The sequence below is a fragment of the Oceanobacillus sojae genome (assembly GCF_900162665.1).
GTDB classification, from domain to species: Bacteria; Bacillota; Bacilli; order Bacillales; family Amphibacillaceae; genus Oceanobacillus; species Oceanobacillus sojae_A.
In genome coordinates, this window is record NZ_LT727811.1 from 199,283 (window position 1) to 214,726 (window position 15,444).

14 protein-coding genes are annotated in these 15,444 nt (G+C 39.0%); 2 read left to right on the forward strand and 12 right to left on the reverse strand.

Going from position 1 to position 15,444, the window contains the following annotated elements; genetic code table 11:
• Nucleotides 1-355: 355 nt before the first annotated feature.
• Both BN1068_RS08270 and BN1068_RS08275 read right to left on the reverse strand, forming a co-directional pair.
• Nucleotides 356-880 (reverse strand): hypothetical protein, encoded by a 525-nt coding sequence (locus BN1068_RS08270; RefSeq protein ID WP_077602383.1) that lies wholly within the window; start codon nucleotides 878-880, stop codon nucleotides 356-358.
• Nucleotides 881-889: 9 nt separating this feature from the next.
• Nucleotides 890-2,059: a ParM/StbA family protein gene (locus BN1068_RS08275; protein ID WP_077602384.1), complete on the reverse strand. Its 1,170-nt coding sequence runs from the start codon at nucleotides 2,057-2,059 to the stop codon at nucleotides 890-892.
• 604 nt (nucleotides 2,060-2,663) lie between these two features.
• On the opposite strand from BN1068_RS08275, the gene BN1068_RS08280 reads away from it, so the two are divergent.
• Complete coding sequence (locus BN1068_RS08280; RefSeq protein ID WP_077602385.1) at nucleotides 2,664-3,902, forward strand: GGDEF domain-containing protein; 1,239 nt, start codon at nucleotides 2,664-2,666, stop codon at nucleotides 3,900-3,902.
• A gap of 105 nt (nucleotides 3,903-4,007) precedes the next feature.
• On the opposite strand, the gene BN1068_RS08285 is transcribed toward BN1068_RS08280, so the two are convergent.
• Together BN1068_RS08285 and rlmN are read right to left on the reverse strand one after the other, a co-directional pair.
• Nucleotides 4,008-4,493 (reverse strand): GNAT family N-acetyltransferase, encoded by a 486-nt coding sequence (locus BN1068_RS08285; protein ID WP_077602386.1) that lies wholly within the window; start codon nucleotides 4,491-4,493, stop codon nucleotides 4,008-4,010.
• 69 nt (nucleotides 4,494-4,562) lie between these two features.
• Entirely contained in the window at nucleotides 4,563-5,630 is a 1,068-nt protein-coding gene (rlmN, locus tag BN1068_RS08290) for a dual-specificity RNA methyltransferase RlmN (protein WP_077602387.1), read from the reverse strand.
• Nucleotides 5,631-6,249: 619 nt separating this feature from the next.
• On the opposite strand from rlmN, the gene BN1068_RS08295 reads away from it, so the two are divergent.
• Complete coding sequence (locus BN1068_RS08295) at nucleotides 6,250-7,269, forward strand: LLM class flavin-dependent oxidoreductase (protein WP_077602388.1); 1,020 nt, start codon at nucleotides 6,250-6,252, stop codon at nucleotides 7,267-7,269.
• Nucleotides 7,270-7,353: 84 nt separating this feature from the next.
• On the opposite strand, the gene BN1068_RS08300 is transcribed toward BN1068_RS08295, so the two are convergent.
• The 8 genes from BN1068_RS08300 to BN1068_RS08335 form a co-directional block, all read right to left on the reverse strand.
• Nucleotides 7,354-8,565 carry a cytochrome P450 gene (locus BN1068_RS08300; protein ID WP_077602389.1) on the reverse strand — a complete coding sequence of 404 codons (1,212 nt, stop codon included), beginning with the start codon at nucleotides 8,563-8,565 and terminating at the stop codon, nucleotides 7,354-7,356.
• 275 nt (nucleotides 8,566-8,840) lie between these two features.
• Nucleotides 8,841-9,278, reverse strand: a complete 438-nt coding sequence (locus tag BN1068_RS08305) for a Na+/H+ antiporter subunit G (protein WP_077602390.1) — start codon at nucleotides 9,276-9,278, stop codon at nucleotides 8,841-8,843.
• Complete coding sequence (locus tag BN1068_RS08310; protein ID WP_077602391.1) at nucleotides 9,256-9,540, reverse strand: Na(+)/H(+) antiporter subunit F1; 285 nt, start codon at nucleotides 9,538-9,540, stop codon at nucleotides 9,256-9,258. Before BN1068_RS08310 ends, BN1068_RS08305 begins: the two co-directional genes overlap by 23 nt.
• The gene (locus BN1068_RS08315; RefSeq protein WP_077602392.1) at nucleotides 9,540-10,022 is read right to left on the reverse strand and encodes a Na+/H+ antiporter subunit E; all 483 of its coding nucleotides are present in this window, start codon (nucleotides 10,020-10,022) and stop codon (nucleotides 9,540-9,542) included. Before BN1068_RS08315 ends, BN1068_RS08310 begins: the two co-directional genes overlap by 1 nt.
• An 88-nt stretch (nucleotides 10,023-10,110) precedes the next feature.
• Nucleotides 10,111-11,592: a Na+/H+ antiporter subunit D gene (locus BN1068_RS08320; RefSeq protein WP_077602393.1), complete on the reverse strand. Its 1,482-nt coding sequence runs from the start codon at nucleotides 11,590-11,592 to the stop codon at nucleotides 10,111-10,113.
• Nucleotides 11,585-11,917, reverse strand: coding sequence for a Na(+)/H(+) antiporter subunit C (locus BN1068_RS08325; RefSeq protein WP_077602394.1), 333 nt, complete (start codon nucleotides 11,915-11,917; stop codon nucleotides 11,585-11,587). The genes BN1068_RS08320 and BN1068_RS08325 overlap by 8 nt, the downstream gene beginning before the upstream one ends.
• 2 nt (nucleotides 11,918-11,919) lie before the next feature.
• Nucleotides 11,920-12,342 carry a Na(+)/H(+) antiporter subunit B gene (locus BN1068_RS08330; protein ID WP_077602395.1) on the reverse strand — a complete coding sequence of 141 codons (423 nt, stop codon included), beginning with the start codon at nucleotides 12,340-12,342 and terminating at the stop codon, nucleotides 11,920-11,922.
• Nucleotides 12,329-14,743: a Na+/H+ antiporter subunit A gene (locus BN1068_RS08335; protein WP_077602396.1), complete on the reverse strand. Its 2,415-nt coding sequence runs from the start codon at nucleotides 14,741-14,743 to the stop codon at nucleotides 12,329-12,331. Before BN1068_RS08335 ends, BN1068_RS08330 begins: the two co-directional genes overlap by 14 nt.
• Between the last annotated feature and the right edge of the window lie 701 nt (nucleotides 14,744-15,444).

A 15,444-nucleotide genomic window follows, 5' to 3' on the forward strand; every position in this document is an offset into this window, starting at 1 on the left:
TAACTTCTATTTAGTCAGCCGTTTCAGCCAGTATAGAACATCCTGCTAGCGGAGGCGGACCGTTTTGACTCCTGAGGGAATAGCATCATCTGAAGATCCACTTTTGCCAAGTGCTCTTCTTGGCAAAAGTTAGCTGAAGAGCATGCCCCTAGGAAAGCAAAACGGTCCGCCGTAGCGGTGGCCTTACACGTTATCTTCTTTCTAAATAGCGTTTATACTTTGTCAAGAGATGGATGGAAGGAACGGTCAACACCTGGCTCCACAGGATAAGCAAGTTATTTTTTAGGTCTGAAAGTTGAGTTAAATAACAAATAAGAGCAGCTCCTGCTCATATGTGAGGAACTGCTCTTATTTGTTATTTATTCATACTTGAAAAGAAATCACTTAATGGATCAAGCTCTTCCTCGTCTTCATCATCTTCTGCAGAATCATGAATGTTTAATTCATCTGCATTTAAATCATCCATATTCCAATTATCTTGAGTCACTTCCTGCTCTTGGTTTGAGACATAGCTTTTCGTTTCCTCTATGCCTTTAAATATATTATCTGTGCTGTTGTTCATGGAAGTTAAAAGGGCAGTTGCACGCATTGGATCGGTTAATAACTGATATAAAATCGTCCCGATCAAAGCTTCAGAGTGTTCATGCTTCAGCCAGCTCTTTTGCTCTTTTGTCAATGATCTGGGCAGAGGGATTGTAACAGTTTCCCTTTCTTTCACGCTCATATCATTTACACCTTTTAAGACGAAACTTGCAATTTTACTTGAAAAGTTCCTCCGTTCGGTTTCCTTCAATTGCTGCAGCTGTCTCAGTAAGTATTCAGGAGTATCTGAAGGAATTCGAAATGTGATTGTTTGCCCTCTTTCGATATTCTTTCCCATAGGATCACCTTACTTTGCTTTCGTAGTCTTCTCTTCCTTCTTTTCAGCCTTTTCATTTTTCTGTACAAAATCCGTAATCAATTTATAGTATGCGTTGGCCATCATCCAGATACTTTCACTCTCATCTTCAAAGAATTCGATGTTGTAGCCATCCAGTTTATTGTTTAGGGCTTTAATATAATCCTTAAGGACTGCAGAGCCCCCGCCGACAAAATAGCAAATCTCTGTCTGCGAATTTCTGCTCCATACATTGCGCAGGTAGCGGTATTCTTTCTTGGCAAGCTCTAGTAAAATATGATCTGTTATATCATGAACATTGGTACGGCTTCCTTTTACCATGATATGATTGCGGTCATTTTTTCTGGTGATAATATCCACGACATCTCTTCTGCTGTCCAGCTCTACGCCATGCTTTGATCTTATTTCTTCACGAATTTGCTCCAGAGACTCGGAAACACCAATATTAAATCCTTGTGCTTTATCATCATCCACATTTCTATTGCGAATAACGGCGATATCTGTGGATAACCCGCCGATATCCTGAATTAAAATTTGTTTGTCAATTAATTCCTTGTTGATAACTTTTAAATCGTTATCCATAATTAAATTGACGTAAGCAGCAAATCCTTCCGGGTATACTTTTACTTCATCAAATTTAATATTTACCTTCTTGCCCTGATGTTTAGGCGTGACTAAAAACTCTATTTGATGCACAGACCCTAATAAACGGGAACGGTAACCTACATCTTTTCCTTCTTTTACTTCTCTGAGCGGTAAGCCTGTACCTAATGTATAAAGAGCATCGTAAACTCCATTTTTTTCTTTAAACTCGTTGCTTGATACAGCATCCAATGCTAAAGCAGCGAATAACATGACTAATGTCTGATCTTCTTCTGATTTACTGCTTCCCGGATCCAGCTCCTGAGAGTTTGTTGTTTTTGTAGCCAGGTTTCCCACTCTATATATGATGTTATTTTCAGATAGGGCAGGGGAGTGGATACGAATATGAATATTATCCAATACTTCCTTATTATCCAGCTCTTCAATTCCAATTACAGGTCTATCCTCTAAATCCGGTGCTACCACATTAGGTATGTAATATTCATTTTCTAATTTACCAAAATTGCCTTTTAAGGCATCGTTTCCAACATCAATTGCTGCGATTCTAGATTTTGTCATTTTCATTCTCCTTCCAAAAATAAGATTTTATAATGCGTCTTCAAAAAAAAAGCAAAACGCAATATGAACATTCTATCAAACTATTTTTAAATGAATGCACATAATATAATTAAAAATCTATGTTTCTAGAATAAACGTATTTGCTTATTTTCTCAAGTCATTCGACAAAATGTTTACATGTTTGTTTTTTTGTACACTTAAAATAATACTATTAAATCAACTTATACACAGTTTTGTATACAAGTAAACATTTTTGTTTATATTTGTACACAAAATTCGTTTACTTGTATACAAATATAAAACTGCTATTTTCGACATGCCGAAAACAGATTCTTCCTTTTAAAAATAAGTAGAAAGACTTGTTAAATATCCCAATTTTCTATAAAATATGACTTGATAAGTAAACATTACTAACTTATAAAATGTTTATTTCTGTATTTTCTATTTTTACCTAAAATGCATTTTGTAAATATATTTCCCTCTACTAACCAAAAGGCGGTCAGCTATGTTTGCATATCATATAATTAGGTCTATAGACCCGAGCCTTTTCACTTGATTCTTATAATATTTTAACTATTATTCTTGAAATGGAGAGGTTCCTATTATGACTCGATTATATCTGCGCTTTGTAATTATATCGATTTTTATTGCAGCTGCCGTCTTAGCTATTAAATATGGGACATTGCTTGTCGATGTAAATACCTACTTCACATTATTTACATTGTACTTAGTCTTCTCCGTTCTGTTTGTACACTTAAGAACCCTCGTTAAAACCGGATCAATGAACGTCGATTACAGTATTTCTTATAGTTTCTCTTTTGTACTGTTGACGGGACCTTTAGGTTTATTTTTATTTGAATTAGTTAATCGTTTTTATGTATATTTCCATAGAAAAATTACAGGTACTGCCGATGAGGATGAATTATTACATACTTTTTATAACATCGGCGGCCCGGTTCTTTTTCACTCTTTTGGATTTTATTGTTTTCAGCTTATATACCCAATGATTTCATCACTTCCTTTTGCATTCTGGTTATTTATTTTCTTTCTTACTATTTTAATGGACATCATTTCTTCCTGTTTCATATTAGTAATTATGTTTATTACAAAAAATGTTCAATCTAAACAGGAAGCAATTGAATTTATTACTGGACGAAGTATGCTTGATTTGCTTAAAACTGCACTGACAAATGCCCTTCTTTTCACCTTCATTACTATGGAACAATGGGAAGCTGTTATTGCCATTTTCCTACTAAGCTATATTGTAGGCCGTGCAGGAATATTTCACACAAAACTATTGCTGCAGAAACAGGAAAATGAGCGTTTTAAAAAAATGGCCTATACCGATTTTTTAACCAACATTCACAATCGGGCATATATGAATAAAGTAATGAAGGAATTAAACAGTAAAGAAGAAAGTCTTGCAGTAGTTATTGGCGATATTGATTCGTTTAAATCTATTAATGATACGTTTAATCATATTATCGGTGACGGAGTGATTCAGCACTTTGCCAAGCTTTTACAAAAACATGTTGCACCATGTGATTACGTATTTCGTACCGGCGGAGAGGAATTTACTATTATTCTAAGAAATAAAACATATGAAGAATGCCAAATCTTCCTGGAGCAATTAAAAAATGCTGTTCTGGATACGCCTGTACAAACTGAATTCCGCTCCAAAGCAGTCAGTATTCCTTATACCGCTTCATTTGGAATGTATTATATACACAATGATAATAGTATGGAGCTTAAAAAGGCATATATGAAGGCTGATGAATTACTGCTGGATGCCAAGCATAATGGTAAAAACAAAATTATCTCTCAAAACAGCACCTTGGAATAACAGCAGATGCTTGGAAAATATTATTCATATAAACACAAGAAACTGTGAATTCGATAAATTACAAACGAATTCACAGTTTTTCTTAATACAGATTAACTCTGTTTTTTACAGCTCTTTAATATACCAGCGGTCCATCGCAGTGTGCTCGCTTCCATCCAGCGGTTTATCTAATAAACGGAAGCCATATTTTTCATACAAGCGTCCAGCTGTTTCCAGCTCATGTCTTGTTTCTAAATAACATTGCTTAAAATGAATAGAAGCATAGTCCAGAGCTGTTTTCATTAATTCCCTGGATAAACCCCTGCCCAGTGCTTTTTGAGCTAAATAAAGCTTCTGCAGCTCACAAATAGAGCGTTTTGCATCATAAACACCTATTCCGATTCCCCCGGCCACTTCTCCATCTACCTCGATAACCCAATATTTCTCCTTCGGACGTTCATTATAGTATGTACTAAGGTGCGCGAGCTGGGGATCTGTGTAAGCTGTGCCCTCGTGATCTAAATGATGCTTCTCTAAAGAACGCTTAATGATGGCTTCTATAACCTTATCATCCTTCGCTTCGATTTCTCTGATGACAACAGATTTATTCAATAAATACACCCCGCTTATATAAAGAAAGAAGCTAACTCATCCCTGAGTAAGCCCCTTTTATTTCTTAGATTAAACTGCTTTTTCCTTTTTGATCTGCTTACTTCGTAATTGACCGCAGGCTGCATCGATATCTGCACCGTTTTCCCAGCGGACACCACATTGGATACCTTCTGCTTTTAAGGTTTCATAAAAGGCTTGAATATTCTCTGAGCTGCTGCGTTGATATGCAATATGCTCATCTACCGTATTATAAGGAATCAGATTCACATAAGCAAGGTGACGGTGGCCGCTGATTAATTTAGCCAGTTCGCGTGCTTCCTTCTTATGATCATTAACATCATGAAGCATGATGTACTCGTACGTAATACGGCGATTCTTCTTCTCTAAATAGTAATCTACAGCCTTCATCAGTTTTTCAATCGGGAAGGCGCGGTTAATCTTCATGATTTGTGTGCGTAATTCATTATTCGGCGCATGTAAAGAAATAGCCAGGTTCACCTGGATCGGTTCATCAGCAAATTCATACATTTTATGTGCCAATCCACTTGTTGAAACTGTAATATGGCGTGCTCCAATATTTAATCCGCCATCATCATTAACAATATATAAGAAATCCATTAAGTTCTTATAGTTATCCAAAGGTTCTCCGATTCCCATAACAACGATATGGCTGACACGATCTTCTTCTCCACGCTCATCCAGATGCTTTTGCACATTCATAATTTGCTCAACAATTTCTCCGCTGGTCAAATCACGGTTTTTGCGCAATAATCCACTTGCACAAAAAGAACAGCCGATATTACATCCTACCTGTGTTGTCACACAGACAGACAGTCCATAATTAAAACGCATCAGTACTGTTTCAATCACATTGCCATCCGCCAGTTTAAATAGAAATTTAATTGTACCGTCTTTTGACTCCTGACGAATTTCTTCCCCCATTGTATGCAGGACAAAGTTATCCTTCAAAAGATCAATTGTCGACTGATTGACATTATTCATATCTTCAAAGCGGCTGATCCGCTTTTTATATAACCAGTTCCACACTTGATCAGCGCGGAACCGTTTTTCACCATGTTCCATTAACCACAACTTCAATTGTTCATATGTTAATCCGTAGATAGATGAATTACTCATCAATATACCCTCATTTCCATTTTTTCTACTTTCCCTATATTACTTGATTAAGACAAGCTTAGCAAATAGTTTTCACAAACTTTTCTAAAATACACTAACAGACATTTTAACCTGCTGGAAAAGGACTTGGGCTTTTAAATAACTAAGAACCTGCCATGAAGATGTCCGTTACAATGATTTTCGATGGGGTGCATAATCGCAAAAGCTCTTCGGTAGGACGAGTAATCGCAGCAATGTTGTCAGGTTAGTGCGACCGCTGCGGAAAAACACTACACTTTCCATGGGCTTGAGCTCAGCCTCCTCGAAAAAAGAAGTTCGCTTTTTTCTGCGGGGTCTTCACCCTGGGACTGCGATTACTCGCCCCATCGAAGACCATTGCGCTTTCCCATAGGAGTCTACGTGTTTTTCCTCCGCTAGATAGGTTTTATTACTGTCTGTATAATATTTAAGAAAATTTATTAACCTGACAACATTGGTAATCGCAGTCCCAGTCCGGGGAAGTCTCTTTCACTTGTATTTTTTATCCCTTAAAAAATGTATTCTTTAATTGGTATAAGTTCAAACATTGGACGCTGCAGTAAGAAACCTTTATTATTTTCATTAAGTAAGGAGGGATTTAATGGATACTCAATCATATAAAACATTTCAAAATATACCTTTATCTGTTCTTGATCTTGCACCGATTATTGAAGGCGGCGATGCCACACAGGCATTTCAGGAAAGCGTCCGTCTGGCGCAGCATGTCGAAAGATTAGGATTTCACCGCTATTGGTTTGCGGAACACCATAACATGAAAGGAATCTCAAGCTCGGCTACCTCTTTATTAATAGGTCACATTGCCGGCCATACCAATTCCATGCGTGTGGGTTCAGGAGGTATCATGCTTCCAAATCACGCAAGCCTGGTCATTGCAGAACAATTTGGCACACTTGAGTCCCTCTATCCGGGCCGTATTGACTTAGGATTAGGCCGCGCACCGGGAAGCGATCAGGCAACAGCCTTTGCTTTACGCCGAACATTGCATGCCGGTCCGGAGGAATTTCCAATGCAGGTCAATGAATTACAGGACTATTTTTCAACTAATCCGGTATCACGTGTGAAAGCAATCCCGGGACAAGGACTGGATATCCCGATCTGGTTACTTGGCTCCAGTGATTTCAGTGCGAGATTAGCTGCTGAAAAAGGCCTGCCATTTTCATTTGCCAGCCATTTCGCACCTGCATACACCGTTCCGGCACTAAAGCTCTATCGCGACCGTTTCCAGCCGTCTGAAGCGCTCGATAAGCCTTATGCTATGGTAGCAGTAAATGTCATTGCAGCTGATACAGATGAAGAAGCAGCGCGCTTAGCTACCTCTCACCAGATGCAATTCTTAAATCTGCGAAAAGGGAAAGAATCCAAGCTGCAGCCGCCTGTTGAAAACATGGATGCAATCTGGTCTCCTGCAGAAAAGGCTGCTGTTCAAGAATCCTTAAGCCCAAAAACAACGATTATCGGCAGCAAAGAAAATGTTCGTAAAGGGCTGGAAGCATTCCGAAAAGAAACAGATGCTGATGAGATTATTATCACATCACAAATCTACGACATTCAAGCAAGACTTGACTCATATTCTATTGTGGGCGAGTTAATGGATGAATAAATTGATTATGGTCTTTCTTAAGAGAAATTCAATCTCATAAGGAAGACCATATTTCTTTTCAAAGCTTTCTTCCGTCTGGTTTCTTTAATTGTCCTCCAAAAAACCTTCATGATAAAACTCCAGACGAACACCATTCTTTGGCCTTGCAGGGATTTCCGTTCCCCGGAAGGTCAACTCCTGATCGGGCACCACCCAATCTGTGCGCAACAGATACGATAAGCTCACTTTCATTAATTGCACTGTCACACTCTCTTTTACAGACCCAGGTGTCATATCGGCATCTAAAAATCGATCAGGCTGAAACAATTCAGGCTGGCTCCACTTATCAGGATGATGATTTGTTCCATATATATCAAATAAGACAAGCTGATTCTTATCAAAGAACATATCCTTCCAGAAGAATTGCTGCTGCGTCTTTGCAGCTGAAAAAGGTACAATGGAATAATAACGGAGAACCTCATGGATAAAGCAGTTAACATAATTTTGATCCATTTGCAGCCGCTCTTTTAATGCCGGATTCTCAATCAGTGCTAACTGGCTGAAGACGACCCACCGGCTGGATGTAACAAAAGTCCGGATAAGTAATAATAACTCCTCAACCACTGTTTTAATCGGTAAAATTCGACCGGATTCATCTTCATACCAGGATAGTTTATAAAGAAGTTTATCTTCATCGACATGAATTCCTCCTGCTCTTAGCTGACGGACTAAAAATACAAGCCACTTTTCGATTCGATTCTTCGCCTGGTTCCTTTTCCAACGATTTAATCCATACTTTGAAAACAGTTGGACAAATTCCTGAATATCCGTTGTACGCTTCTTCAAGTTATTCGCACGAATCGGAATTCCTAACCAGTTACAAACAGCAATAACCCACATCTCTTCCATTTCGGTCGCAAAATTAATGGATGGATTGGTCTTCCAGCTCTCTATCCTTTCTTGCCAGCGCTGCCGGATAATCGACTCTAATTCTTCCCTTTTTTCAGCGATGATGGCCTGTTCAAACCACTCTTTCTTATGATAATAGTCCATGTCCGCCAGATAAAACACATCATTTTCCTTGGACAACAATCCGGGAGATAATTCCGATACACTTTTTTCCACTTTAAACTTTACCGGATCCATGACTAAATCTGATGCTTCGTCCCCGCGTAACATCACCAATTTCCGTCCAAATATACGGGATTTGACAGCATCTTCATGATATTCATTCATCCGCTTGGAGAAATAAAAATAACCTTCTCTTAAAAAATCGATTGTATGATCCCCTTTATCCTGTACAATTGGTTTCACCATTTTCTAACCCCCTATGTACTTCTCTACCCTGCTTCCCTGTAAAACATTCTTAAAATCTGCCTATATTTTCACAGTATGCACCACGTTATTTAAAATTATATAAGAACGTGTTCAAAAAGTAGTTATAAGTTCATCCTTGCTCGTATGATGTGCTGAAATATGAAGTTGATCCATTCGTGTGAATGGTAATTCACACGAATGGATCAAGAACACATCTAGATGAAAGAGCAGTCATTTAGGCACTTTTTGAACATGCTCTACAAACAAAGAGCACTCTAACTTGAATGCTCCTCATCTGACTTTTTCTCCTCTTCTATAATGACTTCACCTGTTTCACTACGCTCTTTTTCAGCCTCTTCTCTTACCTGATCCATCACATCTTTCAATTCATCCTCGACCGTCGTATCTGCCATTTTCACATTCGCCCGGTAAGCAGCCCTGGTAATAACATGGCCGGCAACTGGTGCAGTCAAAAATACAAAGGCAATTCCCAGCAGCAGACGAACACTGTAAAACCCTTGATTGGAAGCAAAGTAAATAAATGCACCAACCAGAGTCAACAGAACCGCAAGAGTAGAGCTTTTAGTCCCAGCATGGGATCGTGTGAAAACATCCGGCAGACGAATGATTCCTAACGCACTGATTAATGCCATAATAGATCCTGCAAGCATAAATAACGCAGCAATAAACTCAATCGTCGCGTCGATATTCAAGAATGACCCCCCTCTCAATATATTTCGAGAAGGCAATCGTACTAATAAAAGCCAGGATTGCTAAAATCAATATAACCTCTAAAAATGCTGTGGTTGTCAGCATCACAGATATGATGGCTATGGAAGACACCAGCATGACACCAATCATATCTAAGGCCACAATCCGGTCAGGCAGGCTCGGGCCGATAATAATCCGAAAAACACTGATACAAATCGATATTCCGTAAAACGTTAAGGCAACTGTCAACATTCCCTGTACCATCAGCGCGTCACCCCCATAATTGCTTTTTCAAAGTTATCTATTGACTTCAGCAAGATGTCTTTTGACTCTTCTACATCCATTGCATGTATATAAAAGGCATCTCCGTCTTCTGTCACTTCAATGACAACAGAGCCTGGAGTTAATGTTAATAATAATGCCAAAGCCGTAATTTCCCAATCTCCCTGCAGCACTGTTTCATATTTAAACAGCCCCGGCTTAATGGAAAGCTTTGGTTTTAAAATTTGTCCTAGAACCATCTTTGATGAAGAAATAAGCTCTCTCGTAAAGATAAATATAAGCTTTATTAATGCAAAAAATCGTGATAAATAAAAACGTTCTCCAAAAAATCGATGCATTAAAAACACGATACCTATTCCAACGATATAACCTGCTACAAATGTTGTAAAGCGGAGTTCTGATTCATCACTTATCAGCGTCCATAATACAGCAATAAAAAAATTTAGTAAAAACTGTGCCGGCATTCTGCATTCACCACCTTGTTTTTTAAAAACTGCCTCAGAAATACCATACTGACTGCAAAAGGGCTGTTTAAATGTACATTCCAGCTGATTAATTGCCTCCGAGTACTGCGTCAATATAGATTTGGGGATTTAATAATGTCTCAGCTGCATCCTGGATATAAACAGACATAGGTTCAGCACCCAGCCCTAAAGCAATCGTCCCTAACGCTAAAATACAAGTAGAAATAACCCAGCCTTTCTTGACCGGTACTTCCTCGTCCTTACTTATAATCGTTTCTCCCCAAAAGCTTGTAAGGAATATACGCATAAGCGAATATAGAACAAAGATACTTGAAATAAACGCAAGAGCTAATAAAACATAAGCCCCGGCTGCTACAGCTCCTTCACCAATCAGCACCTTACCGATAAAACCGCTTAGCGGCGGAATTCCCGATAAGGACAATGTTGTCAGGAAGAACAGCCACCCTAGCAGCGGATGGTTTTTAATAAGTCCGCTTATCTCATCCATTCTAGTTTGCCCAGTCACTGCAATCATTGTACCTACCAATAAAAATAATAATGCTTTTATAATAATATCGTGAATCAAGTAGTAAATGGACCCTTCTATGGCAGATGGTGTCGCGACAGCCAAGCCTACCAGAATAAAACCGACTGCAATAACTACATTATACGAAGCGACTAAACGGATATCTTTATATGCAACTGCCCCAATACTTCCGCCAATTAGAGTTAAGGCTGCCAAAATACCGATCAGCATATGCGTAATCTGCTGCTCCTGGTAAAACAACAAGGTAAATACGCGGAACATCGCATAAATTCCGACCTTTGTCAGCAATGCTCCAAACAAAGCCGCAATCGGGGTAATTGGAACGGAATAAGATCCCGGCAGCCAGAAGTATAGAAACAGACCCGCTTTTAACGCAAATACAGTTAAAAACACGACGCTGATCACAGTTATCATAGGTGTCTGCCCAACTTCTGCAATACGTTCTGATATATGTGCCATATTCAGTGTTCCAACTGTCCCGTATAAATAAGCAATAGCTACGAGAAAAATCCAGGAGGAAACAACATTAATGATTACATACTTTATCGATTCGCGAAGCTGTCTTTTCCTTCCACCGAATGCAATCAGCACATAAGAGGAAAGAAGCATAATTTCAAAACAGACAAACAGGTTGAAAATATCCCCTGTCAGAAAGGAACCATTTACCCCTGCTATCAGAAATAGCACAAAGGAGTAGAAAAAGTTCTTTTCAAAGGATGGTTTGACCGAAGAAAAGGAATAAATTAAACATGCTGCAGCAACCACACTTGATGACAACACAAGCAGCATGGCAAAGCTGTCAGCAACAAACAGGATGCCAAAAGGAGGCTGCCAGCCGCCAAAATCAAGCCGCATAACACCATTTTGCTGAATCAGCTGCAATACGTAGATACTGATACTGATATTTGCAATAAACACCAATAATGAGAGGACCCGCTGTGTTTTTACATATGGTCTTAAAAATAAAAGGATAATCCCGATCAGGACCGGGAGCATCATCGGCATAACAATTATATTATTCATCTGGATTCCCCCGTAACTTATCTAGTTTATCTGTCCCAATCTCCTGATATGTCCGATAAGCAAGAACAAGAGAAACCGCAGTTACCGCAAAACCGATGACAATAGACGTTAAAATCAATGCCTGCGGAAGGGGATCTACCGGATCTCCTTCACCGACAATCGGCACCGTCCCCGTCTTTAATCCCGCAACTGCCATAATAACAAGATGCGCTGCATGGGTTAAAATCGCAGTTCCAATAATGACACGAATTAAACTCTTTGACAGTAAAAGGTAAGTTGCTACTGTTACTAATACACCTGCCAGGATGGTTACTAACGTTTCCATATTTACTCATCCTCACTAATACTTAATAAGATTGTTACGACAACACCTACAACGACCAAGGCAACCCCGCCTTCAAAAATCGTAACAGTTGTCAGTTCTATTTCCCCGAAAAAAGGGATATTAAAATAATCGAAGGCCTGTGTTAAAAAATTTTCTCCAAACACTAATGCCCCGAACCCCGTACCGACGGATAGAAATGCTCCAAAAGCAGCTACCAATTTAAAATCAATCGGTAACCCCTTTTGAATGGTTTCAATATCAAATACAATAAATAATAATACCAGTGCAGAAGCAAGGACCAGCCCGCCGCTGAATCCCCCGCCCGGACTATTATGGCCTGCAAAAAATAAATATACCGCAAGAGTCAGAATGATAAAGAAAACAAGTTTGGCCACTGTACGGAGAATGACGTTATTTATCTTCAATCTGATCACTCTCCTTCTTGGTCTTCACCCGGATCATGGTATATACACCAATACCAGCAATTAAAAGAACAACAACTTCCATCATCGTATCAAATGCCCGGAAATCACCTAAAATGGCATTTACCATGTTTTTTCCGCCTGCAAGCTCGTAGGAATTCTCGAAGAAGGTTGAAATCGTACCAAATGCTTTGTTCCCCTGAACCCCTAAAGCTACTACAGTAAATACGACTCCTACACCGATCGATATAAATAAGTTAACACTTTTCGTTTTCTTCGTTGTATCTTCCTTATCCAGCTCAGGAAGGAAATAATAAGCAACAAGAAATAAAACTGTTGTTACAGCTTCAATAATCGTTTGCGTCAACGCCAGATCCGGTGCACGGAACAAGACAAAAAGAATCGAAATACCAAAGCCTAAAATACTATTTAAAACAATTGCTGTCAGCCGTGATTTCGCAAATAAAATAGTAATTCCTGCTATCATCATAGACAGTATGACAAGCCATTCAAAATTAGAGACAGGTGCATTCTCGGGAAGTGTGAAATAATATGCTTCTGTAAAAATGAAAATACCGCCAATTGCTAAAATAAAGAAGGCAAAGATATACACCATATAATCACGCAAATAGCGTGTCATATATTTATTTGTAATAACAGTAGATTTATCTTCCATCTGATCCAATACAAAGCCGTAAAACGTATTAATGGACCATTTTTCCGGGAACAGATTGTATAAGCCTGACCAATACTTTTTTGTTACGAATAGAAGCACTCCGAACAGAACAACTCCAATCGTCATAAATAACTCAGGTTTAAAGCCATGCCAGGCATGAATATGCATTCCAAGCTCTGCACCTTCTGCAGCAAATGTAGGGAAAATCCCGTTCATAGCAGGAGCAATCAAATTCTCTCCGACAACATTCGGGATAAAGAAAAATGCAATAACAAGCATTCCTAATATAATTGGTGAAATAAGCATGCCCGGATTCGGTTCATGTGCCGGATGCTCTAATTTTTCTTCTTTGTAAGGTCCAAGGAATGTTTTTACGACAAATACGGTTGCGTAAACAAACGTAAAAACACTTGCTGCCCAAGCAATAACCGGAATGGCAATACCCCATGCTCCCAAACCGAAAAAGCCTGCTTCTGTGATTTCCAGAGTAGATACAAAAAACATCTCTTTACTCAGAAAACCATTAAACGGGGGCAGACCGGCCATCGACATACTGCCGATAGTGGCAATAGTAAAGGTAACCGGCATCAGTGTAATTAATCCGCCTAACCGCCGAATATCCCGCGTCCCTACACTATGGTCGACAACACCGACAACCATAAACAAAGCACCTTTGAATGTAGAATGATTCACTAAATGGAATAATGCTGCAAATGTTGCTCCTGTATATACGACAGATTCCGTTGAATATCCTAAATAAAGCGCAGCAGATCCCATACCAAACATACTCATAATCATTCCAAGCTGACTAATAGTAGAGTATGCCAGCAATGCTTTTAAATCCGTTTGACGGACCGCGTTAAAGGAGCCCCAGAAGAGCGTGAATATCCCGACGCCTGTAACAGCCCAGAACCAGACTGCTTCCCCGCCAAAAACAGGTGTAAAACGGGCAACCAGATAAATTCCTGCTTTGACCATTGTTGCCGAGTGCAGGTAAGCACTGACCGGTGTTGGTGCTTCCATTGCATCAGGAAGCCAGATATGAAACGGGAACTGTGCAGACTTGGTAAAAGCCCCAAGCAGAACAAGCAGCATTGCCGGGGTATATAAAGCATGGTCGCTAATGGTTGCCACATTAGCAATTACTTCGCGAATACTCCATGTATTTGACATGGAACCGACCATGATAAAACCAACCAGCATGGAGATACCGCCGGAAACCGTAATAATTAATGACTTCTTGGCACCTTCTCTGGAACGTTTTCTCTGATACCAGAATGCGATTAACAAGAAGGAAGAAATACTGGTTAATTCCCAAAAAACATACAACACAAGCATGTTGTCAGACATAACAACGCCTAACATTGCACCCATAAACAGCATGAGGTATGTATAGAACGTGCCTATCGGTTCTTTGGATGAAAGGTAGTAGATAGAATAAAGAATAACAAGAGCTCCAACTCCGGAAATTAATAATGCCAGTGTGAGACTGAGCCCATCCAGATAAGCTGTTATATTTATTCCGTAGCTGGGAATCCAATTCATTGTCTGTACAATAACTTCACCGTTTGAGATGGCAGGGATAAGTGAAGCAAGATAAATGAATAAACCTGTCGGCACCAGAATAGCAAACCAGCCGACATGAATGTTTTTCAAATATTTATATAAGAAGGGTATAATTGCAGCAGCTAAAAATGGTATAAAAATAGCCAGTACTAAAATCGACAAACGAGAACCTCCTATCATTTTATTGCTTTTCTTTTCTTCGTGATTATGTTTAGAAAAACGCAGGTATCCGCCTGTCCTTTATTTACACATGATGCTGATTTCAACGTCCCCATAAGATTCAAAGAGCTTGGCCGGACCCGCCGTTTTTCTTATACTCTTTTCCAATGTGTATAAGAATCCGCACATATTCTTTTTTGGCAAGTATGTTATTTACTAACTACCCATTATGATGAACGAAAAAACGAACATCACACACATATTGGTTATTTTGTCCGTAAAATGCTAATCTAATGATAGAAAAACATATTATTTATGAAAGCATAGACAGTTTACTCTCTATGCTTCTTATCACAACAACGTTATAGTAAGAAGAACGCCTTCAGCATACAGTGCAGGTGGATTAAACAAAAAGCAGTTAAGTGGTTAAAGCAATACCTGATTATTGCTTCATTGAGCAATTTCAATTGTATTGAAAAGGGATATTATTCACTTTGATCAAATGAAATTTCATTTAGCGGACCGTTTTTCCCAACGTATTTATAATGTTTTTTATGCCCGTCCAAGGGAAATTCACGGACACGAATGCTGTGAAAAATCGTGGTAAAAAATAATAAGCCTTTCTTGCAGTAAAAAATAAAGGCATGATGAGGTGTTAAAATGGTTGTTCAAAAAGTCTGATAAAAAAACACGACGTTGCAGCA